Origin of the sequence: Streptomyces sennicomposti (genome assembly GCF_019890635.1) — a bacterium.
In the GTDB taxonomy this organism is placed as follows: domain Bacteria; phylum Actinomycetota; class Actinomycetes; order Streptomycetales; family Streptomycetaceae; genus Streptomyces; species Streptomyces sennicomposti.
Map to the genome: position 1 here is coordinate 1 of NZ_JAIOAB010000032.1, position 19,990 is coordinate 19,990.

At 74.1% G+C, this 19,990-nt stretch carries 18 protein-coding genes, 1 tRNA gene and 1 riboswitch; of the genes, 2 read left to right on the forward strand and 17 right to left on the reverse strand.

All coding sequences use genetic code 11. The annotated features are described in order from the left end of the window. Both K7787_RS18700 and K7787_RS18705 read right to left on the reverse strand, forming a co-directional pair. Positions 1 to 595, reverse strand: a 595-nt coding sequence (locus K7787_RS18700; RefSeq protein WP_372456657.1) for an RNA polymerase sigma factor, incomplete at its 3' end; no start/stop codon positions are given. 11 nt (positions 596 to 606) lie between these two features. Beyond that, positions 607 to 2,046: a S8/S53 family peptidase gene (locus K7787_RS18705; protein ID WP_223002256.1), complete on the reverse strand. Its 1,440-nt coding sequence runs from the start codon at positions 2,044 to 2,046 to the stop codon at positions 607 to 609. Positions 2,047 to 2,196: 150 nt separating this feature from the next. On the opposite strand from K7787_RS18705, the gene K7787_RS18710 reads away from it, so the two are divergent. Further along, positions 2,197 to 4,761, forward strand: a complete 2,565-nt coding sequence (locus tag K7787_RS18710) for a CHAT domain-containing protein (protein WP_247721060.1) — start codon at positions 2,197 to 2,199, stop codon at positions 4,759 to 4,761. Between the two features lie 728 nt (positions 4,762 to 5,489). Here the strand turns inward: K7787_RS18710 and K7787_RS18715 are convergent. The 11 genes from K7787_RS18715 to K7787_RS18765 all read right to left on the reverse strand — a co-directional run bounded on the left by K7787_RS18715 (position 5,490) and on the right by K7787_RS18765 (position 16,657). Next, positions 5,490 to 6,617 carry an LLM class flavin-dependent oxidoreductase gene (locus K7787_RS18715; protein ID WP_223002258.1) on the reverse strand — a complete coding sequence of 376 codons (1,128 nt, stop codon included), beginning with the start codon at positions 6,615 to 6,617 and terminating at the stop codon, positions 5,490 to 5,492. A gap of 11 nt (positions 6,618 to 6,628) precedes the next feature. Further along, on the reverse strand, positions 6,629 to 7,783 hold the full coding sequence (locus K7787_RS18720) for an LLM class flavin-dependent oxidoreductase (protein WP_169436308.1): 1,155 nt from the start codon (positions 7,781 to 7,783) through the stop codon (positions 6,629 to 6,631). Beyond that, positions 7,780 to 9,153, reverse strand: a complete 1,374-nt coding sequence (locus tag K7787_RS18725; protein WP_164389816.1) for an NtaA/DmoA family FMN-dependent monooxygenase — start codon at positions 9,151 to 9,153, stop codon at positions 7,780 to 7,782. Before K7787_RS18725 ends, K7787_RS18720 begins: the two co-directional genes overlap by 4 nt. Before the next feature lie 20 nt (positions 9,154 to 9,173). After that, complete coding sequence (locus K7787_RS18730) at positions 9,174 to 10,379, reverse strand: LLM class flavin-dependent oxidoreductase (RefSeq protein WP_223002259.1); 1,206 nt, start codon at positions 10,377 to 10,379, stop codon at positions 9,174 to 9,176. 42 nt (positions 10,380 to 10,421) lie between these two features. Beyond that, positions 10,422 to 11,447 (reverse strand): ABC transporter substrate-binding protein, encoded by a 1,026-nt coding sequence (locus K7787_RS18735; RefSeq protein WP_223002260.1) that lies wholly within the window; start codon positions 11,445 to 11,447, stop codon positions 10,422 to 10,424. An 84-nt stretch (positions 11,448 to 11,531) separates the two neighbouring features. After that, the gene (locus K7787_RS18740) at positions 11,532 to 12,335 is read right to left on the reverse strand and encodes an amino acid ABC transporter ATP-binding protein (protein WP_223002261.1); all 804 of its coding nucleotides are present in this window, start codon (positions 12,333 to 12,335) and stop codon (positions 11,532 to 11,534) included. Beyond that, entirely contained in the window at positions 12,332 to 13,351 is a 1,020-nt protein-coding gene (locus K7787_RS18745) for an amino acid ABC transporter permease (protein ID WP_169436313.1), read from the reverse strand. The genes K7787_RS18740 and K7787_RS18745 overlap by 4 nt, the downstream gene beginning before the upstream one ends. 185 nt (positions 13,352 to 13,536) lie before the next feature. Continuing rightward, the gene (locus tag K7787_RS18750) at positions 13,537 to 13,680 is read right to left on the reverse strand and encodes a hypothetical protein (protein ID WP_158694059.1); all 144 of its coding nucleotides are present in this window, start codon (positions 13,678 to 13,680) and stop codon (positions 13,537 to 13,539) included. Between the two features lie 34 nt (positions 13,681 to 13,714). Further along, positions 13,715 to 13,824, reverse strand: a riboswitch (SAM riboswitch). Positions 13,825 to 13,899: 75 nt separating this feature from the next. Further along, complete coding sequence (locus tag K7787_RS18755) at positions 13,900 to 14,781, reverse strand: glutathione S-transferase C-terminal domain-containing protein (RefSeq protein ID WP_223002262.1); 882 nt, start codon at positions 14,779 to 14,781, stop codon at positions 13,900 to 13,902. A gap of 101 nt (positions 14,782 to 14,882) precedes the next feature. Then, positions 14,883 to 15,053, reverse strand: coding sequence for a putative leader peptide (locus K7787_RS18760; protein WP_223002263.1), 171 nt, complete (start codon positions 15,051 to 15,053; stop codon positions 14,883 to 14,885). 266 nt (positions 15,054 to 15,319) lie between these two features. Continuing rightward, positions 15,320 to 16,657 (reverse strand): MFS transporter, encoded by a 1,338-nt coding sequence (locus tag K7787_RS18765; protein WP_372456658.1) that lies wholly within the window; start codon positions 16,655 to 16,657, stop codon positions 15,320 to 15,322. Between the two features lie 62 nt (positions 16,658 to 16,719). On the opposite strand from K7787_RS18765, the gene K7787_RS18770 reads away from it, so the two are divergent. Further along, entirely contained in the window at positions 16,720 to 17,703 is a 984-nt protein-coding gene (locus K7787_RS18770) for a GlxA family transcriptional regulator (RefSeq protein ID WP_223002265.1), read from the forward strand. Positions 17,704 to 17,746: 43 nt separating this feature from the next. Here K7787_RS18770 and K7787_RS18775 read toward each other — a convergent pair whose 3' ends face one another. From K7787_RS18775 to K7787_RS18790, 4 genes are all read right to left on the reverse strand, one after another. Beyond that, positions 17,747 to 17,986, reverse strand: a complete 240-nt coding sequence (locus K7787_RS18775) for a GNAT family N-acetyltransferase (RefSeq protein WP_247721054.1) — start codon at positions 17,984 to 17,986, stop codon at positions 17,747 to 17,749. A gap of 246 nt (positions 17,987 to 18,232) precedes the next feature. Beyond that, a tRNA-Pro gene (locus K7787_RS18780) sits at positions 18,233 to 18,306 on the reverse strand. A gap of 90 nt (positions 18,307 to 18,396) precedes the next feature. Then, complete coding sequence (locus K7787_RS18785) at positions 18,397 to 18,924, reverse strand: MarR family winged helix-turn-helix transcriptional regulator (RefSeq protein WP_169436317.1); 528 nt, start codon at positions 18,922 to 18,924, stop codon at positions 18,397 to 18,399. A gap of 266 nt (positions 18,925 to 19,190) precedes the next feature. Beyond that, entirely contained in the window at positions 19,191 to 19,703 is a 513-nt protein-coding gene (locus tag K7787_RS18790) for a hypothetical protein (protein WP_164389801.1), read from the reverse strand. Positions 19,704 to 19,990 lie beyond the last annotated feature (287 nt).

Here is a 19,990-nt window from a genome sequence, read left to right on the forward strand (position 1 = left end):
CCGACACCTCCTGGTAGCTCGGCGGCGGCGAGGCGATCAGCACGCGCAGCAACTGGCGGCAGCGGTCGCCGAGTTCCTCGAACTCCTGCCACAGTCTGCGGATCCGCTCGCTCTGCGCGGCGGCCTCCTCGGACTCCAGCACCGCCTGTTCGGGGGTGCTCTCCTCGCTGACCCGGTCGAGCAGGCGCGGATCGCTGGTCACCGTGAGCCGGCTCAGGCTTCGCAGGGTCCTCAGGCACTCGTTGCGGGCGGTGCTGGCGAGCCAGGAGCCCGCCTTGTCGGGTTCGCGGATGCGTGCGAGGTGCTGGGCGAAGCGGAGCCACACGGTCTGGTAGACCTCGTGCCCGTCGGCGTCGGAGAGCCGGTGCGCGCGCACCACCGACCACACCAGCGGGCTCAGCCCCTCCACCAGCGCTTTCCAGGCCGCCGCGTCGCCGTCGACTGCGGACCGGACGAGCGCGCCGACATCTGCACGGTCCACGGACTCACCTCTCGGGTACGGCAAGCCATCGTACGCCGTGGAGGGGAGGGCTCCGGTCCTCGCGAGGGTGACGGTGCGCGCCGGGCGGGCGGCCGTCATGGCCGTGGTCCTCATGGCCGTGGTCCTCATGGCCGCGGGGCGAGCCGGGCGACGGTGGCCGGGCGCCAGGTCGGCGGGCGCAGCGCGGGCACGTGCGCTCCGCGCACCTCGGCGTACTCGGTGTTGGCGGCCAGGAGTTCACGCCGGGCCGCGCGGGCGTCGCGCTCCCGGTGCGCGGTCATGTGCGCGGCCACCATGCCGGCGGCGACGGGGGTGGCGAAGGAGGTCCCGCTCCAGTGCGCGTACCCCTCGAACATCACCTGGTCCGCCTTGGCGGAGCCGTTGTCCTGTCCCTCGCTCAACAGGCCGGTGTGGCGCGGGGACTGGCAGGTGCAGGCGTAGGCGAAGCCGAACCGGCAGGCGTCGTAGGTGGAGTGCTGGTAGACGTAGGGCACCGGGGCGGTGAAGCCGGTGAGGACTCCGGTGAGCCGCTCGCCGGGGGCGTACGCCGTGACCCAGGCGCCGTGGTTGCTGAAGCAGGCGCCGTGTTCGCCGTCGCCGCGCAGCGCGCCCACCGAGAGCACGGTGTCGGCGTACTCGGGCAGGCCCGCGTAGGCGGCGGGCCAGAACGGGGTGGCGCTGGCGTTGTTGCCGGCGGCGGCGACCAACAGGGTGCCCCGCGCGCGCAGTTCGCGCATGAACGCGTCGATGCCGAGGAGGCCGTCGGTGCGGCCGTTGGAGGTGCCGGCGGAGAGGCTGATGATGTCGGGCCAGCCGTCCGCTTCGACGGCCTCGAAGAGCTTGTGCCCGAACTCGGACTCCAGGATGGCGCCGGCGTCGTTGAGGGTGCCGCGGACGGTGATGTCGGTGTTGGGGGCGACGGCGGCGACGAGTCCGGCGATGAACGTGCCGTGTCCGACGTACTGCTGGAGGACGCCGTGCTCGTCGGTCTCCTGGAGCTGCGCGTCGCCGCGGACGTGGGCGAGCAGCGGGACGGAGCCGTGGTCGCTCATGAGGCCGGTGTCGATGACGAGGACGCCCACGGCGGTGGCGGCGTCGTAGGGGGTGCCGGCGGGCGCGGGGTTGACGCCGCGGCGGCGCGGGGCGGGCACGGGCTCGTCGCCGGGGCAGGCGTTGACCGAGGTGATCGACACGACGTGGTTGCGGCTGACCAGGCGCCGGCCGGCCCGGCCCTCGTGCGGGCGCAGGGCGCGCAGCGCGTGGGCGACGGCGTGGTCGCCGTCGCGGCCGCCCTGGCCGGGGTCGCCGACCTGGATGCGGGTGACGCCGGTGCGGTTGGTGTCCGGGCCGGCCCGGCGCACCCGGTCGGCGGACAGGCCCTCGGTGGCGGTGAAGTGGCCGCGGACGGCGTCCTCGACGAGGCGGGCCTCCTCGCCGTCGCGGGCGAGGACGACGCCCTTCTCGTAGAGGAACTCGGCGGCGTCGTCCGGGCCCATCGCCAGGGGGACGTCGGGCATCGAGCGCTGGATCTGGTCGAACTGCTCGTGGAATCGCTGGGGCGCCATGGAGTGTCCTCCCGGTGGGCGGCGGTCGTCAGTCAGAGTCTGGGACGGCCGGATTGATACAGCTGCGGCCGGTGCGGCGGTGTCGCGCCGACCACTACCATCCGAGGGGTGACAGCGGGAAGCAGCGATTCGGCCCTCGATCTGCTGCCGATGGTGTTCGCCGCCCCCGGCGAGGCGCTGGAGCGGGCCCGCGGCCTGCTGGCGGCCGGGCCGCCGCCGTTGCACGGTTCGGTGGCGCACCAGGTGATCGGCATCTGGCAGCGGGACTTCGGCGACATGCGCCTGGCGCTGCGGCATCTGCGGCGGGCCCGCGATCTGGCCGCCCGGGCCGATTCGGCCGAGCGGGAGGCCGACGTGCTGGCCACGCTCGGGGTGGCGCTGGTGCACGCGGGACGGACCCGGCTGGGCCTCGCGGCGTTCGAGCGGGGGGTGGCGCGCGGCACCGGGCACACCCGGGCGCGGGTGCTGTTCCGGCGGGCGTACGTGTGGTGGGTGCTGGGCCGGCACCGCGAGGCGCTGGAGGACGTACGGCGCGCGGTGCCGGTGCTGCGGCAGGCGGACGACGTGATCTGGACGGCGCGGGCGCTGACCCTGCGGGCCACGGTGCATCTGGCGCTGGGGGCGGTGGAGCGGGCGGACGCCGACTTCACGGCGGCCGAGGCGCTGTGGGACACCACCGGCCAGGAGCACGACAAGGCGGACGCGGTGGAGAGCCGGGGGCTCGCGGCGTTCCGCAAGGGCGACATCCCGGCGGCGCTGCGGCTGCTGGACGAGGCCGAGGAGCGGTACGCGAAGCTGGGCACGCCGACGTTCATGCTGAACATCCGGCGCTGCGAGGTGCTGATGGCGGCCGGGCTGGCCCCCGAGGCGCTGGCCGAGGCGGACGCGGCGATCGCCGAACTGGACCGGCTCGGCGGCCAGTCCACCCGCAAGGCGGAACTGCTGCTGGCGGCGGCGCGGGCGGCCCGCCTCGCGGACGACCCGCACACGGCGACCGCCCGGGCGGCGGTGGCGGTGCGGCTGTTCGCGGGGCAGCGGCGCACCTGGTGGGAGACGCACGCCCGGCTGGTGCTGATCGAGGCGCGGGCCGCGGCCGGGCGCCGTTCGGGGCGGCTGGTCGCGGACGCCGCCGCGGTCGCCGAGGACCTGGCCGCCTTCGGATCGCCGGCCGCTCCCGAGGCGTCGCTGCTGGCGGGCCGGATCGCGCTGGCGCTCGGCCGGTCGGCGGAGGCAGAGCGGCATCTGGCGCGGGCGGCCCGCAGCCGGCACGGCGGTCCGCCGCTGGCTCGGATGACGGGCTGGGCGGCGCAGGCGCTGCGGGCGCGGGCGGCCGGCTCGGGCCGGGGGGTACTGGAGGCGTGCCGGCGCGGTCTCGACGTGCTGGACGACCACCGGATGACGCTGGGCGCCTCGGAGTTGCGGGCGCGGGCGGCCGCGCAGGGCGCCGAGCTGGCCGCGCTGGCGCAGGAGGCGGCGGCCGCCTCGGGGCGGCCGCGGCGGCTGCTGGTGTGGAGCGAGCGGTGGCGGGCCACGGTGCTGTCCGCGCCGCCCACCCGGCCGCCGGCCGACCCCGCGCTGCTGAGCGCGCTGACCGCGTTCCGGGAGATCGCCGCCCGCGCGGAGGCGGCTCGCCGGGACGGGCCGCCGGTGGTGGCGCTGGAGCGCGAACAGCGGCGTTTGGAGCGGGAGATCCGCTCGCGCACCCTGCGGCTGCGCGGGGCCGCGCCCGGCGGCGGCGACCGGTTCGAGCCGGGGCGGCTGCTGGACCGGCTCGGCGAGGCACGGCTGGTCGAACTGGCCGTGCTGGACGGGCGGGTGCACGTGCTGCTGTGCGGGCGCGGCCGGGTACGGCGCTTCACGGCCGGGCGGCTGGCCGACGCGGTGCTGGAGGCCGAGCACGTGCAGGCGGGGCTGCGGCGGCTGGCCCATCCCGGGGCGGCGGCCCGGCTGCCGCTGGTGGAGGCGGCGGGCCGGCGTCTGGAGGAGCTGCTGCTCGGCCCGGCCGTACGGGAGTTGGGCGACGGGCCGGTCGTGGTGGTGCCGCCGGGTTCGCTGCACCGGGTGCCGTGGGCGCTGCTGCCGTCGCTGCGGGAGCGGGTGCTGAGCGTGTCGCCGTCGGCGAGCAGTTGGCTGCGGGCGCGGGAGACCGAACCGCCGCGCTCCGGGCGCCGGGTGCTGGTGCGCGGGCCGGGTCTGGCGACCGGCGGCGCGGAGGTGCCCGAGCTGGCCGGGCGGTACGGCGCTCCGGTCGTCCTGGAGGGCGACGGCGCCCATGCCTCGCGCGTGCTGCGGGAGTTGGACGGGGCGGCGCTCGCGCACATCGCCGCGCACGGCGTCTTCCGCGCGGACAGTCCGCTGTTCTCGTCGCTGGGCATGGCCGACGGTCCGCTGATCGTGCACGACTTCGAACGCCTCGACCGCAGCCCGTACCGGCTCATCCTGTCCTGCTGCGACACGGCCCGGTTCGCGTCGGTCGGCGCGGACGAACTCCTCGGCCTGGTCACGGCGTTGCTGCCGCTGGGCACGGCCGGGGTGGTGGCGTGCAGCGCGCCGGTCAACGACGAGGCGGTGGTGCCGCTGATGTTGGCCCTGCACCAGGGGATCGCCGCGGGTCGCTCGTTGGCCGAGGCCCTGCGCGACGCCCGCGCGGCCCTGCCGGCCGACGCCACCCACTTGGCGACGGGCTGGGCCTTCACAGCCTTCGGCGCGGCCTGAACCACCCGACGGCGGCAGGGCCAGCGGCACGGGGCCGCGACGGGGCATCGCCCACGACGGTCCGCCGAGCGCGCGGGTCGCCGCCGGGCAGGCAGGTCGCCGCCGGGCAGGACGCCGACCGGGCAGGCCACCGGTCGGGCACGACGCCGACCGGCCAGGCACCTACCGGGCACGGCACCGGACGGGCAGACCTCAGCCGGGCAGGGCGCCCGGCCGGGTACCGCGCCGATCGGCCAAGCCACCGACCGGGCACGGCACCGGTCGGGCAGACCATCGGCCGGGCAAGACGCCGACCAGGCAGAGCACCGGCCGGGCACCACCTACCGGCCAGGCCACCTACCGCGCGCGGCACCCGTCAGACAGGCCACCGGCCAGGCAGGACGCCGCCCCGGCGCGGCACCGACCGGACAGACCGCCAGCCGGACAAGACACCGGCCAGGCAGAGCACCGGCCGGACAAGCCACCTACCGGCCAGGGTGCCGGCCGTCAGGCCATCGGCCGGGCAAGGTGCCGTTCGGGCGGGGCGCCCGGCCGGGCGGACGGGGGCGCGACCGCGTGAGGCAGCCCGCCCGGCCGGGAGCGCGCCAGCGCCGGGCGGCTCGTCGGGCCGGGAGCGCGGCCGGTCCGGCGAGTGCGCCCTGCCGGAAGGCCTCGGGCCGGGCAGGCCCGGCCGGGCGGGGAGGGCGGGCCGGGGACCGTCGGTGGTCGCGGTTCCGCCCCGCCGTTCCTCACCGCCTGCTCCACTCCTCGGCCAGGAGTGCGTACGACCGCACCCGGGCGGCGTGGTCGTGGGTGATGGTGGTGACGAGGAGTTCGTCCGCGCCCGTCGCGTCGCGCAGTTGTTCCAGCTGGTCGGCGACGCGGCCCGCGGAGCCCACGAACCGGGTGTCGAGGCGGTCCTGGACCAGCTCCTGATCCTCCTCGCTCCACTCGTGGCCGCGCGCCTCCTCGGGCGTCGGGTACGGGATCGCGCCCTCGGCGGTGCGGATGCTGCGCACCCACAGCCCGTAGCCTGCGGCGAGTTCCCGGGCCGTGGCGTCGTCCTCGGCGACCACCACGTCGGCCGAGACGCTGACGTAGGGCTTGTCGAGGTGGTCGGAGGGCTGGAAGAACGACCGGTAGCCGTCCACCGCCTCCAGCACGGTGGCGGGGCTGACGTGGTAGTTCGCGGCGAAACGCAGGCCCCGGCGGCCCGCGACCCGCGCGCTCTGCCCGCCGCTGCTGCCCAGGACCCACACCTCCACCTCGGCGCCCTCGCCGGGGATCACGTGCGCCTCCACGCCCTCCGGGGAGCGGTAGGCGCCCGCCAGCAGGGCCAGAAGGTCGTCGATCTGCTCGGCGTAGTCCTGGGACTCGGCGCCCGGCAGCTGGAGCAGCCGGCGCTGCAGGGCGATCCGCGGCGAGCCGAGGAGGCGTTCGAAGGAGAACCGGGGCGGGATGAGCAGACCGTTCGGGGCGCGGCCGTCCACGACGGGCGTGACCGTCGCCGGGGTCTCCGTCTCCCCGGACGGACGGCCGCCCGAGCGGCCGAGGCCCAGGTCGAGGCGGCCCGGGTGCAGCGCGTCGATCAGGCCGAACTCCTCGACCGTGGACAGCGCGGTGCGGTGCCCGAGCTGTACGGCGCCGGAGCCGAGCCGGATGGTGGAGGTGGCGGCGGCGGTCAGCGCGAGGAGCACCGCGGGCGAGGTGCCGGCCACGCCCGGGTTGAGGTGGTGCTCGGCGAACCAGTAGCGGGCGTACCCGAGTTGCTCGGCCTGCCGGGCGAGGTCGAGGGAGTTGCGCAGGGCCTCGCCGGCCGTGGCGCCGGACGGGACCGGCACCAGGTCGAGGACGCCGAGGGGGGTGGGGAAGGACAACGCGGGCCTCCTCAGCGGGCGGTGGCGGACAGGGACGCGGGCTGCCGCGAAGCGGCCTCCCCGGACACGGACGCACCGGAGACGGGCTCCTGCGCAGGCGCTCCGGGCTCGGCGGACACCGGCCCCCAGGCGAACGGCGGGTCGGGTATCTCGGTGCGCAGCACGGGCGCGACCTCGCCCTGGAAGAGCTCCAGCGAGTCCCGGTGCTGGGCGTCGGTCAGCCCGCTCGCGTCCGCCTGCACATGCAGCACGGTGTGCCCGAACCGCTCGTGGTAGCGGTGCACCTTCTCGATCACCTGCTGCGGGCTGCCGATCAGCGCGGAGCTGCGTTCCGCGTAGTCCTCCAGCGTCTCGAAGACGACGGGCAGGCCGTGCTCGCGCTGGAACGCCAGGTTGCTCTCGAAGACGGGCCGGTAGGCGTCCAGGGCCTCCTGGGAGGTGCGGGCGACGTAGAGGCCGGCCGAGCCCGCACCGACGGCGATGCGGGCCGGGTCGTGACCGTAGTGCTCCCAGCGCTCGCGGTAGTGGTCGATCAACTCGGCGTAGGGCTCGATGGGGTGGGTGACGTTCGCGGAGAACAGCGGGTCGCCGTAGCGGGCGGCGAGGTCGACGCTCTCCTTGCTGGTCGCACTGCCGTGCCAGACCCGGACCGGCTGCTGGTAGGGGCGCGGCCAGACCTCGGCGTCGGTCAGTTCGGGCCGGAACCGGGTCTTGGCGGTGACCTTGTCCTTTCGCCACAGCTGCCGGAACACCTCGTAGCTCTCGGCGTTGCGGTCCCACTGGTCCTCGGGTGTGACGTGGAACAGCTCGCGCTGGGCGGTGCCGTTGCCCTTGCCGATGATGAGGTCGAGGCGGCCGCCGGAGAGGTGGTCGAGCGTCGCGTAGTCCTCGTAGGCGCGGACCGGGTCGAGCAGGCTCAGGGTGGTGACGGCGGTGAACAGGCGGATGCGCCGGGTGAGCGCGGCGACGTGGCTGAGCACCACCGTCGGCGAGGAGGAGATGAAGGGCCGCTCGTGCCGCTCCCCCACGCCGAAGCCGTCGAAGCCGAGTTCCTCGGCGAGCTGTGCGTTGTCGAGGACTTCCCGGAAGCGTTCGTGGGTGGACTTGAGGACGCCCGTCACGGGGTCGGGGCGGTGCACGATCAGGGTGATGGCGAGGAACTTCACGACGCCACCCGCCGCTCGCGCGCCTCGTCCGGGTGGTCGAGGCCGAGGTGGTCGCGCAGGGTCGTGCCCTCGTAGTCGGCGCGGAAGACGCCCTGTTCCTGCAGGAGCGGGACGACCTTGTCGGCGAACGGGTCGAGGCCGCCGGGGGTGATGTGCGGGACGAGGATGAACCCGTCGGAGACGTCGCCCTGGACGAACTCGTTGATGGTCTTGGCGACGGTGGCGGGCGAGCCGACGAAGGTCTGCCGGTTGCCGGTGTGGATGACCAGGTCGCGGATGGACCAGTTGTTGGCGGCGGCCAGTTCGCGCCACTCCCGGGCGGTGGCCAGCGGGTCCCGGTACATGCGGACCTGGGCGCGACCGCGCGCGATGTGGTCCTCGCCGGTGTCCGGGTCGATGTCGGGCAGCGGGCCCTCCGGGTCGTACGAGGAGAGGTCCCGGTTCCAGACGAACTCCAGGTGCTTGATCGCGGTCGCGCCGCTGACCTGCTGCCGGCGCACCTCGTGGGCGAGTTCCTCGGCCTCGGCGTCGGTGTCGCCGAGCACGAACGTGGCGGCGGGCAGGATGAGCAACTGGTCGTCCCTGCGGCCGTACTTGGCCAGGCGGGACTTGACGTCGCGGTAGAAGGCGCGGCCGTCGTCCCAGGAGGCGTAGCGGCTGAAGATGGCGTCGGCGCCGGAGGCGGCGAACTCGCGGCCCTCCTCGGAGTCCCCGGCCTGGAAGATCACCGGCCGGCCCTGCGGCGAGCGCGGCACGTCGAACTGCCCGTGGATGTCGAACTGCGGCCCCTGGTGGACGAACGCGCCGGCCTTGGCGTCGCGCAGGAAGACTCCGGTCGCCTGGTCGGCGACGATCTCGTCCCCGTGCCAGGAGTCGAAGAGTTCGCCCGCGGTGGCCAGGAACTCCTTGGCGCGCGCGTAGCGTTCCTCCTTCGGCAGGAAGCCGCCGCGCCGGAAGTTCTCGCCGGTGAAGGCGTCCCAGGAGGTGACGACGTTCCAGGCGGAGCGGCCGCCGGAGAGGTGGTCGAGGCTGGCGAACTGGCGGGCCACCTCGTAGGGCTCGTTGAAGGTGGAGTTGATGGTGCCGGTCAGGCCGAGCCGGTCGGTGACGGCGGCCAGCGCGGCGAGGACGGTGAAGGTGTCCGGGCGGCCGACGACGTCCAAGTCGTATATTTTTCCGCCCTGTTCGCGCAGGCGCAGCCCCTCGGCGAGGAACAGGAAGTCGAACTTGGCGCGTTCGGCGGTGCGCGCGAAGTGGGCGAAGGAGCTGAACTCGATATGGCTGCCGGCGGCCGGGTCGCTCCACACGGTGGTGTTGTTGACCCCGGGGAAGTGCGCGGCCAGGTGGATCTGCTTGAGCGGCTTGCTCATGGTCGTCTCTCTCCTCCGGCTCAGACGGTGGCGGCGTAGCGGTTGGCGGGGCGGGTCAGGCCCAGCAGGCCGCGCAGGGTGTCGGCCTCGTAGGCCTGGCGGAAGGCGCCGCGGCGCTGGAGTTCGGGCACCAGCTTCCGGCTGACGGCCGGCAGGTCGTGACCGGCGGCGGCGGGCCGCAGCCGGAACCCGGTCAGCCCGGCCTCCGCCAGCTCCTGGAGGGTGTCGGCCAGTTGCGCCGGGGTGCCGGTGAAGACCGGTGCGTCGCTGCTGTACGGCTCGCCGGCCAGCTCGTCGAGCCGGTCGCGGCGGGCGCTCGCGGTGGCGGCGTCGTCGTCCAGGAAGACGACCAGGTCGCCGAAGACGTGCAGCGGTTCGCCGTCCCGGCCGGCCGCCTCCTGTTCGGCGCGGATCTCGGCGACGATCGCGCGGGCCTCGTCGGCGTCCTGCGGGGTGACGTAGCCGATGTCGGTCTGCCGCGCCACCAGCCGGTAGGGCACGGTGTGGTGGGCGAGGGCGCTGACGGGCGGCTGGCCCTGCGGCGGGCGGGGGGTGATGGAGGGGCCCTTGACGCTGAAGTGGCGGCCCTCGAAGTCGATGTAGTGGAGTTTGTCGCGGTCGATGAAGCGGCCGGTGGCCACGTCGCGTATCTCGGCGTCGTCCTCCCAGCTGTCCCACAGCCGGCGGACGACCTCGACGTAGTCGGCGGCCTCCTCGAAGAGTCCGGCCACCGCCTCCCGGGCGGCGGGCAGATCGTCCAGATCGATCGCCGGGACGGTGCGGCGGCCGAAGTGCGCGGCCTCGTTCGGGCGGGCGTCGACCCGGACGCGCAGTCCGGCGCGGCCGGAGCTGACGTAGTCGAGGGTGGCGATCGCCTTGGAGATGTGGAACGGCTCGGTGTGGGTGACGACGACGGTCGGCACCAGGCCGATGTGCCGGGTCAGCGGGGCGATCCGGGCGGCGGTCAGGACGGCGTCGAGCCGGCCGCGGACCTGGTCGGTGCGCTCGTCGGGTTCGAAGGGGTGGGAGGACTGCAGGCCGAGGCCGTCCTCGAAGGTCACGAAGTCGAGCAGGCCGCGCTCGGCCTCGGCGACCAGAGCGGCCCAGTATCCGGCGGTGAACAGCTCGCGGGGTCGGGAGACCGGCTCCCGCCAGGCGGCCGGGTGCCAGCCGGCGCCGTCGAGGGCCACGGCGAGGTGGAGGGGTGCGGAAGGGGTGGAGGACACGGGTGGGTTCTTCCTTCCTACGGGATCGGGGGGCGCGCCGGGTCAGGAGTTGTCGAGCGGCAGGCCGGGCGGGTTGATCTGCGACTTGGCGACGGCCTCGTTGGAGAGGTTCCAGGCGGCGAGCCACTTGGCGTACGTACCGTCGTCGATCAGGTGGTTGATGGCGTCGGCGACCGGTTTGGCCAGGCCGCTGTCCTTCTTCGCGGTGGCCGCGATCAGGCCCTGGAGCGAGGCGCCGGCCCCGGAGAACGTGCCGGCGGTGCGGGTGGCGCGCGGCGTGTTCGCGACCTGCCGGGTGTGGTAGGCGATGCCGGGGTTGGGGCCGAAGTAGAGGTCGATCTTGCCGCTGGCCAGGGCGAGGTAGATGCTGTTGGAGTCCTGGTAGTACTTGACGGTGAGCTTCTTGCCCTCCTTGGCGAGCTTCGCCTTCCACTCCAGCAGGATCTTCTCCTGGTTGGTTCCGGAGCCGACGGCGACGGTGCGGCCGGCGAGGTTCTCGTAGTCGCCGCCGAAGTTCCAGGTGCTCTTCTTGGGCGCCTCGAAGGCGAGGTTGTCCTGCCGGTAGGAGGCGAACTCGTACTTCTTCTTGCGCTCCTCGGTGTCGGTGACGTTGGAGAAGGCGACGTCGACCTTGCCGCTGTCGACGCCGACGAAGAGGTTCTCCCAGGTGGAGTTGCGCAGTTCGGGCTCAAGGCCGAGGGTGGCCGCGACGAGGCGGCCGAGGTCGGGTTCGGCGCCGGTGAGGGTCTTCTGGTCGCTGCCCACGTAGGCCAGCGGCGGGAAGCCCGCCGGCAGCGCGCCGACGCCGATGACGAGCTTGCCGCTCTTGCGTACGGCGGCGGGCAGTTCGGCGTTGAGGGACTTCACCTCGGACGCCTTGAGGGTGGTCTGCTGTGCGGCGCCGTTGGACAGCTGCCCCACGGTGACCGTGCCGTCCGCGGCGCTTCCGGCGGTGGTGGCCGCGTCGCTGTCGCCGCCGCAGGCGGTGAGGGACAGGGCGAGGGAGGCGACGGCGGCGGTGGCGGCGAGGTGGCGCGGGAACCGGCTGGGGAGGCGGGAGGCGGGCATGGCTGTCCTTGTCGGGGTGTGGCGATGAGGCGTGGGGGGCGCGGCCCGGCGGGCCGCGGTGGGGATGTCGGCGGAGGGCGGAGGTCAGAGGACCTTGCTCAGGAAGTCCCTGGTGCGCGGGTGGCTCGGGTGGTCCAGCACCTGGGCGGGCGGCCCCTGTTCGACGATGCGTCCGCCGTCGAGGAAGACGATCCGGTCGGCGACCTCGCGGGCGAAGCCGATCTCGTGGGTGACGATGACGAGGGTGGTGCCGCCGGCCGCCAGGTCCTTGATGACGGACAGCACCTCGCCGACGAGTTCGGGGTCGAGGGCGGAGGTCGGCTCGTCGAAGAGGATCACGCCGGGGCGCAGCGCGAGGGCGCGGGCGATGGCGACGCGCTGCTGCTGGCCGCCGGACAGCTGCCTGGGATAGGCGCCGGTGCGGTCGCCGAGTCCGACGCGGTGCAGCAGGTTCCGGGCGAGTTCGCGGGCCTCGCCCCGGCCGAGACGGCCGGTGGCGACGGGCGCGGCGGCGACGTTGTCGAGGGCGGTCAGGTGCGGGAAGAGGTTGAAGTTCTGGAAGACGAAGCCGATGCGGCTGCGCTGGGCGAGGATGACCCGCTCGCTCAGCTCCTTCAGCCGCTTGCCGTTGCGGCGTACGCCGATGGGCTCGCCGCCCACGCTGACATGGCCGGCCTCGGGCTTCTCCAGGTGGTTGATCACCCGCAGCAGGGTGGACTTGCCGGAGCCGGACGGGCCGAGGACGACGGTGACCTCGCCGGGCCGGATCGTCAGGTCGATGCCGTTGAGCACCCGGTGGGCGCCGTACCACTTGTGCACGTCGTGCACTTCGACGGCGGCCGGGGCGCTCCGGTCGCTGTCCGCGGGAATCTGGACGTCGGTGCTCATATCGCGGCCTCGCTGCGCAGGCGGGTGCGCGCCGTGGTGAGGGCGGTCCGCAGTCTCTGCAGGGGGGTGGGCGGCAGGGTGCGGGTGGCGCCGCGGGCGTAGTGGCGCTCGACGTAGAACTGGGCGACGGAGAAGAGACTGGTCAGGATCAGGTACCAGACGGTGACCACCAGCAGCAGCGGCACGATGTCGCCGGGGTAGGTGGAGCCCATGGTCTGGGCGGTGCCGAACAGGTCGAGCAGGGAGACGTAGAAGACGAGCGAGGTGGCCTTGACCAGGCCGATGAGCTGGTTGACGTAGTTGGGCACGATGGAGCGCAGGGCCTGCGGGAGGACGATCCGGGTGAAGCGGTAGCCGCGGGGCAGGCCGAGGGCGGCGGCGGCCTCGTGCTGGCCCTGGTCGACGGAGAGGACGCCGCCGCGGACGACCTCGGCTGCGTAGGCGGCCTCGTTGAGGCTGAGTCCGACGACGGCGACGACCATGTCGGTGGCCAGGCGGGACTCGTCGAAGCGGAAGAAGGCCGGGCCGAAGGGGACGCCGACGCTGAGGGTCTGGTAGAGCGCGGAGAAGTTGTAGAGGAAGATCAGGACGACGATCAGCGGGATGGAGCGGAACGCCCACACGTACAGCCAGCCGACCGCGCGCAGGACGGGGCTGCGGGAGAGCCGGGCCAGCGCGAGCAGTACGCCGCCGAGCAGGCCGAGCACGGCGCTGAGGGCGGTGACCTCCAGGGTGACGAGGAGGCCGTCGAGGATGGTCGGGCGGGTGAACCAGTAGGCGAAGCGGTCCCACTGGTAGAACTTGTTGGTCGCCAGCCCGTGGACGAACTGGGCGGCCAGGACGAGGACGACGGCGGTGGCGATCCACCGGCCGGGCCGGCGCAGCGGCTGGACGCGCTGGGCGTGCGCGGGGCGGGCGGGTTCGCCGGCGGCGAGGCCGGTGGCGGCCCCGGCGGACGGATCGGGGATCTTGGCTGCGGCGTCGAGGGACACGACGGCCCCCGGGGGTTCACTCATGGCGGCTCCAGCGGAGTCGGGGACCCGGGACCCGTCGTGGTGGGGCGGCCCACGGCACCGCGGAAACGGGGAAACGTTTCGCGGACGGGGCGGCGCGCCAGGGACGTACGGGACCGGGGGCTGGGCGGACAACGGCACACCGCTCGGGCGGTGTTCGTCGGGGAGCCGGGGGCTGCGGTGGGTCGTCAGCCCCGGCTGCGGCCGGACGCCGTACACAGGGCGCTGTTGACCCGGAGCAGGTCGACGGCGCGGTTGGCGACGAGGAGCTGGGCGGCGGGGGGTACGCAGCCCTGGGGGCGGCGCGGGGCCGTCCGGGGAGCTGCGTACATGTCCGTCACCTGTCACCGTTCCGGCCCCGTGGGGCCCTCGCGCTTACCGAATCGTCGTCCGGTCCGGTCGTCACCTGGGGCACCCCACCGCGGCGCGAGGGTTGCCGGTCAGCGAGCCAGGGCTTGTCGCTGACGCTCATGACCGTTCTGGCGTAAGTAAGTCAGGCGTCCCCGCCGAAGTCAACGGTCGTCCACCTGATGGAACGCCCGATGAGACGATCAGGGCCGGTGGGCGCGTCGGGCGGCGTCGGCGTGGGCGTCCCAGTCCAGGATCTGGACGGCCGAGCCGGCGGCCTCCAGGCCCCGGCAGCCGGCGTGGTGCCGGCGGGCGATGCCGTCGAGGTCGAGGTGGGCGCCGAAGGCGGGGTGGGCGGTGAGCCGGCGGGCGTGCGCCCACAGGGCCGGGTGGTCGGCGACGCGGTGCACGGCGCGGGCGTCGAGGTGATGGCGGTGCACGGTGTCGAGCTGGACCAGCGCCACCCACAACACCACGTCGGCGGCGGTGAGTTGATCGCCCGTCACATACTCGTTCCCGGTGAGCAGCCGGTCCAGTTGGCCCAGTGCGCCGAGCAGTGCCGCCAGCGCCTCGGCGCGCTCTTCGGGCGCGGCGTCGGCCCGGCCGGCGCGCTGCGCGGCCTCGTCGACGTCCTGCGCGCACAGCCGCTCGACGGCGCGGATGCCGGCCGCCGCGGCGGTCGGGTAGAGGGCGGCCCGGCCGTCGCCGAAGTGCTCGTCCAGGTCGCGCATGATGTCGGGGGCGTGGGTGCTGACGATCCGGCCGGACCAGTCGTCGCTGAGCACCGGCGCCAGGGCCGGCCCCTGGTAGCGGTGGGCGCTCGCCTCGTACAGCGGGCGCAGTGCCGTGTGCCCGCCGGGACAGTCGGGGACGGCGGGCAGGAGGGTCACCGGACAGGTGTCGCCGATGCCGAGCAGGCTGTGCGTGACGGCGATGGCCAGCCCCTGCGGGCAGGCGGTGGACAGATGGAGGCGGTAGCGGCGCGGCACGGCGTAGTGGCCGCTGCGCGGGTCCCGGCCGATACGGCCCCGGAAGGCGGGGGCGGTCCGGGCGACGGGGTGGGCGGCCTGCGGTGTGACGGACATGGGTCTCCCCGGGTACGGGCGCGCGGACGCGCGCGCTGCGGAAGCGATGACGGAGTCGTGACGGCCGCGGCGGCCGGGCCGGCGGGGGCGCCGCCCCGCGATCAGCCCAGCGGGATGGCGCTGCAGACGCGCAGCAGATCGATGTGACGGCGGGAGGTGAGCAGGGGCGCGGTGCGCGGGGAGGAGATGCGCGAGGACGCGGTGCGCGGGGAGGAGGGCCGCGCCGTACGGCTGCGGCTCGCACGGCCGGTGACCGGCTCAAGGCGCCCCATGATTCCCTACCTGTTCACTAGGATTCCTCACTGGAGTGTCATGCCGCCCCGGGCGCCAGTCAAGAGGAGCGCACGCCGCCGTCCGGTGGGTGAGACGGGCGCGGGGGCCCGAAGGACGGCTCCCGCAGCGGAACGACCGCAGGCGGCCCGGGGAAAGGCGCGGGGACATGGCTGGAGGCCGCGCCGGATGCTCCGACACGGCCTCTGCATCACGTCTCACTGGTCGGGACGCCGGGAGGTGCGCCTCCAGCCGCCCGCGGCCGCCGTCACTGCCGCGCGGCCGACGACGCGTGCGTCTTCTCGTCGGTCTCGTCCGCGGCCGAGGAGGGCGGTGAGGGCGCGGGGCGGACACGGATGCTCAGGGACAGCAGGGCGGCGGCCGCGCAGGCGGCGCCCAGGGCGAGCCAGACGGGATCGTAGGTGCCGAACGCGTCACGAGCCACACCACCGAGGAAAGATGCCGCCGCCGCGCCGATCTGGTGGGCCGCGTTGGTCCAGCCGAAGACGATGGCGCTGTCGTCGCCGTAGAAGGTCCGGCACAGGGCGATGACCGGGGGCACGGTCGCCAGGTCGAGCAGGCCGAAGGCGGCCACGAAGACCAGCATGGGCGGGCTGACGGTCGCCGTCATGATCAGCGGCAGGCTCACCATGAGCAGGCCCCGCAGCAGGAAGTAGGCGGCGAGGAGCCGGCGGGCGTCCCGTCGGTCGGTGAGCCAGCCGGAGGCGATCGTGCCGACGACGTTGAAGACGCCGATGAACGCCAGCAGGGTGGAGGCCGTGGTGACGGGCATGCCGTGGTCGTGGGCGGCGGGGGCGAAGTGGGTCCACATGATGCCGTTGGTGGACGCTCCGCAGATGGCGAACGTACCGGCGAGCAGCCAGAAGGGCACGGTGCGCGCGGCGTCGCGCAGCACGGTCACGGTGCGGCGGGCGGCGCCGGGAACGGGTTCGGGGCGGGGGACGAAGGTGTCGCCGCCGTAAGGGCGCCGCCCGATGTCGGCGGGGTGGTCGCGCAGGACCAGATGGACCAGCGGGGTGACCGCGACGGCGGCGAGGGCGAGGGTGACGAGGGCAGGCCGCCAGTCGTAGTGGTCGATGGTCCAGGAGAGGGCGGGCAGGAAGACCATCTGTCCCAGGACGCTGCCGGAGGAGAGGATACCGGTCACCAGGCCCCGGCGGGCGGTGAACCAGCGGTTGGTGACGGTGGTGCCGAGGGTCATCGACAGCGATCCGGTGCCGAGGCCGACCAGGAAGCCCCAGAAGAGCGTGAACTGCCAGGCGGCGCTCATCGTCGTGGTGAGCATCGCCCCGGCCGCGACGGTGCCGAGGGCCGCGACGACGACCCGGCGGATTCCGAACCGGTCCATCAGGGCGGCCGCGTAGGGGGCCGTGAGCCCGTAGAGGACCATGTTGGCCGAGGCCGCCAGGCCGATGGAGCCGCGGGACCAGTGGAACTCCTCGCGCAACGGGTCCTGCAGGATGCCCGGCATCGTGGAGAAGGCGCCCGCGACGACGATCGCCACTCCGGCGACGGCGGCTGCCCACCAGGCGCGGTGCCCGGAATCCTTGGTTTGCTGGCCGATCGTGTCATCCATGTGTTCCATCCTTCGGCGAGAGGGGCGCCGGAACCACTGGCCGTCTGGACAGGTAGTGAAAGAATCCGGTCATGACGGTGAGCGATGAGTCTGTGCACAGGGTGGCGGTTCTCGTGCGTTCCGGTCTGCTGCCCATGGAACTGGGGATCGTGCACCGCCTGTTCGGGACCGCGACGGACGCCGACGGCCGGCCTCTGTACTCGGTCGTGACGTGTGCCGTGGAACCGGGCGAGGTCTCCACCGACGCGGACTTCACCGTCAACGTGCCGTATGGGCCGCAGGCGTTGCGCGCCGCGGACACGGTGATCGTGCCCGCGGCGGTCGAGGACTACCGCCCGCAGCGGCGCGGTCGGCTGAGCCCGCTCGTCCGGGCCGCCCTCGCGGAGATCCCCCCGACGGCCCGACTGGCGTCCATCTGCACGGGATCGTTCGTGCTGGCGGCGGCCGGCCTGCTCGCGGGCCGCCGGGCGACCACGCACTGGAAGTCGTGTCCCGAATTGGCCGCCCTGTACCCGGAGATCGACGTCGACCCCGACGTGCTGTACACCGACGACAACGGTGTGCTGACGTCCGCGGGCGTCGCCGCGGGAATCGACCTGTGCCTGCACATGATCCGCGGCGACCATGGCGCCGACGTCGCCAACACCGTCGCGCGCGGCACCGTGGTCCTCCCGCACCGCGAGGGCGGCCAGGCCCAGTACATCGACCGCCCGGTGCCCGAACCCGACGGGAGCTCCACCGCCGCCGCCCGCGCTTGGGCCTTCGAACACCTGGATGAGGCCCTCACCCTGGAGGACCTGGCGTGCCGGGCGGCGACGAGCGTGCGGACGCTGACCCGCAAGTTCCGTCAGGAGACGGGGATGACACCGATGCAGTGGCTCGGCCAACAGCGCCTGCAGTACGCCCGCCGGCTGCTGGAACGCACGGACGAGCCCGTGGACCGGATCGCGGCCGAGGCCGGCTTCGGCACGGGAACGGCGATGCGCCAGCACTTCCGGGAAGCGCTGGGCGTGTCACCGCGCGCGTACCGCAACACCTTCCGCGGAGTGGGGTGAGGCACGCGCGCGGTGAGACCCCCTCGACGGAAACGCTCGCCGCTCAGCCGGGGGTCGGCTCGATCGGGCCGATCCGGTAGGGCACCTCGTCGTGGTGGGCCTCGGGGAAGAGGGAGGCCGGGAACAGCACTTCGGTGTGCACGGGGGCCCGGTACCGCTTGGCGCACTTCTTCAGCACCATGATGATGGCCTTGTTGTCGGCCGACACGGTCGCCTCGATGGAGCGCGCGCCGCGGGCGACCGCACGCTCGGCCGCCCGCTCGAAGAGCTGCACTCCGAGCATGGGGACGCCGTGCCGGGGCTTCGCGGCCTCCTGCCAGACCAGATACGTGTCGGGCTCACCGTCCGCACCACGGGCGCCACAGCCGATCGGCGAGCGGGGCGCACCCGGGCGCCGTAGCGGCGCGCCGGTCCGGCGGGTACCGGCGTGACAGGGCGAGGGCGTCGCCCGGACCACCCTGGCCCCGGGAACGACCGAGGCCGGTTCCGGATGCCTCCGAAACCGGCCCTGATCTGCGACTCTCACGAGTCGGGACGACAGGATTTGAACCTGCGACCCCTTGACCCCCAGTCAAGTGCGCTACCAAGCTGCGCCACGTCCCGATGCGTTCGTGCGGTGAACCGTGCGAACGCGCAGGTAAACCTTACCGCACGCGAGCGGGTGCCCCCGCGCGGGTCACGGCCGGCGGATGCTCAGCGGGGGCTCGCGGTCGGTTCGGGGGCGGGTTCGGACTCCGGGTCCACGTCCTTGGCGTACGCGACGAAGTCGTCGACCATGCGGTGGAACAGGGTGGCGAGTTGGTGCAGTTCGCCGGCCGACCAGCCGGACAGGGCGGCCTCCATGCCGCGGGCGCCCACCTCGCGGATCCGGGCGATGGCGTCCCGGCCCGCCTCGGTGAGCCGGATGCGCTGCGCGCGCCGGTCGTCCGGGTCGGGGACCCGGGTGACGTAGCCGGACTTCTCCAGCTGCTGCACCGTCCGGGTGACATGGGAGGCCTCCACGCCGAGGCGGTTGGCCAGTTCGCCGGGGCGCTGCGGTTCGGAGTCGGCGATCTGGCGCAGCAGCGCCACGGCCGCGCGGTCCAGCGGAACGCCCGCCAGGCCCATCAGCTTCTCGTGCTGCCGGGCCCGCGTGCTCAGATAGGTGATCCGGGTCAGCGCTCGCTCGATCTCGGCCACCTCGGGTGAGACGGGTCCGGTCGGCGATGATGCAATGGGCATGCGTCCCAGCCTACCATATCGTTGCGTTACTCAAGTAGTTTGCGGATGCGCACAGCGTGAGCAGGGTGCCGCCGGCCGTCCCCCTCGGACGGCCGGCGGCACCTGCGGTGTGGCGCCCGGCGGCTGCCGCCTCCAGCGGGGCGATGCCCAACCAAAGGGCGTCGCAGGCCAGTTCGCACCGCACCTTCGGTGTCGCGGATACCCCGTCCGGCACCGTACGCACCACCGGTGGCGCCCTCGGGACCCGGACGCCCCGCGCTCCCCCGCTACTTGATGATCGCGTTGGCCACGACCACGAACAGCCCCAGCAGGGCGTCTCCCACACCCGTCGCCAGCGCGATCGTCCAGCGGCGGCCCGCCCAGCGGGCCGAGAGCAGGCCGAGGACGAACAGCAGGGTGATGTTGAGCGTGAAGGCCGGGTACTCCACGCCGTCGGCCGGCCACCAGCCCCAGCCCGCGCCCGCCAGGATCAGGACGGTGGGCAGCATCGCCGCCACCAGCGGCCACTCGGCGGCCAGGGCGCGCAGGACCTGCCCGCGGCGGTGCGGGCCCCGGTCCGCGATGTAGTGGGCGTAGCCGTGCGCGAGGGCGGACGCGAACGCCGTCACCAGCAGCCAGGCGGCGTCGTAGCGGCGGCTCGCGCCGGACTCGTGGCCGTGGAAGGTGAGCGCGGCGACCATCGCGCTGGCCACCACGGCCCCGTAGACCCCGCCGAACAGCAGCATGGAACGGGCGTCGTGCGCCGGCCGCCGAGCGCCGGCCGCCGTGAGGTCCGCCATGGGCTGCTCTCTTCGCGGGCGTGGCGTGCGGGGACGGTCCCCTCAACGATCACCCGGGCCGCCGACGGCCGCCACTTCGCACGGTCCGCAGCGGCGCACGGCCCGCAGCGGTGCGCCAGCGGTGCGGTGCGTCCGGGCGGCGCGGCAGCGGTGCGGTGCGTCCGGGCGGCGCGACACCGGCGCAGTGCGTCGGGCAGCGAGACGGCGACGTGGCGCGCTCGGCCGCGCGGCAGCGGTGCGGTGCGCTCACTCCGTATCCTCCGAGCGCACGACGAAGTGTCCGTCCC

Coding starts and splice junctions, on each gene's coding strand:
- K7787_RS18705 (WP_223002256.1), bottom strand. CDS start 2,046: ATGGCGCCCCAGCGATTCCACGAGCAGTTCGACCAGATCCAGCGCTCG.
- K7787_RS18710 (WP_247721060.1), top strand. CDS start 2,197: ATGGTGTTCGCCGCCCCCGGCGAGGCGCTGGAGCGGGCCCGCGGCCTG.
- K7787_RS18725 (WP_164389816.1), bottom strand. CDS start 9,153: ATGAGCAAGCCGCTCAAGCAGATCCACCTGGCCGCGCACTTCCCCGGG.
- K7787_RS18735 (WP_223002260.1), bottom strand. CDS start 11,447: ATGCCCGCCTCCCGCCTCCCCAGCCGGTTCCCGCGCCACCTCGCCGCC.
- K7787_RS18740 (WP_223002261.1), bottom strand. CDS start 12,335: ATGAGCACCGACGTCCAGATTCCCGCGGACAGCGACCGGAGCGCCCCG.
- K7787_RS18745 (WP_169436313.1), bottom strand. CDS start 13,351: ATGAGTGAACCCCCGGGGGCCGTCGTGTCCCTCGACGCCGCAGCCAAG.
- K7787_RS18750 (WP_158694059.1), bottom strand. CDS start 13,680: ATGTACGCAGCTCCCCGGACGGCCCCGCGCCGCCCCCAGGGCTGCGTA.
- K7787_RS18755 (WP_223002262.1), bottom strand. CDS start 14,781: ATGTCCGTCACACCGCAGGCCGCCCACCCCGTCGCCCGGACCGCCCCC.
- K7787_RS18760 (WP_223002263.1), bottom strand. CDS start 15,053: ATGGGGCGCCTTGAGCCGGTCACCGGCCGTGCGAGCCGCAGCCGTACG.
- K7787_RS18765 (WP_372456658.1), bottom strand. CDS start 16,657: ATGGAACACATGGATGACACGATCGGCCAGCAAACCAAGGATTCCGGG.
- K7787_RS18770 (WP_223002265.1), top strand. CDS start 16,720: ATGACGGTGAGCGATGAGTCTGTGCACAGGGTGGCGGTTCTCGTGCGT.
- K7787_RS18775 (WP_247721054.1), bottom strand. CDS start 17,986: ATGCTCGGAGTGCAGCTCTTCGAGCGGGCGGCCGAGCGTGCGGTCGCC.
- K7787_RS18785 (WP_169436317.1), bottom strand. CDS start 18,924: ATGCCCATTGCATCATCGCCGACCGGACCCGTCTCACCCGAGGTGGCC.
- K7787_RS18790 (WP_164389801.1), bottom strand. CDS start 19,703: ATGGCGGACCTCACGGCGGCCGGCGCTCGGCGGCCGGCGCACGACGCC.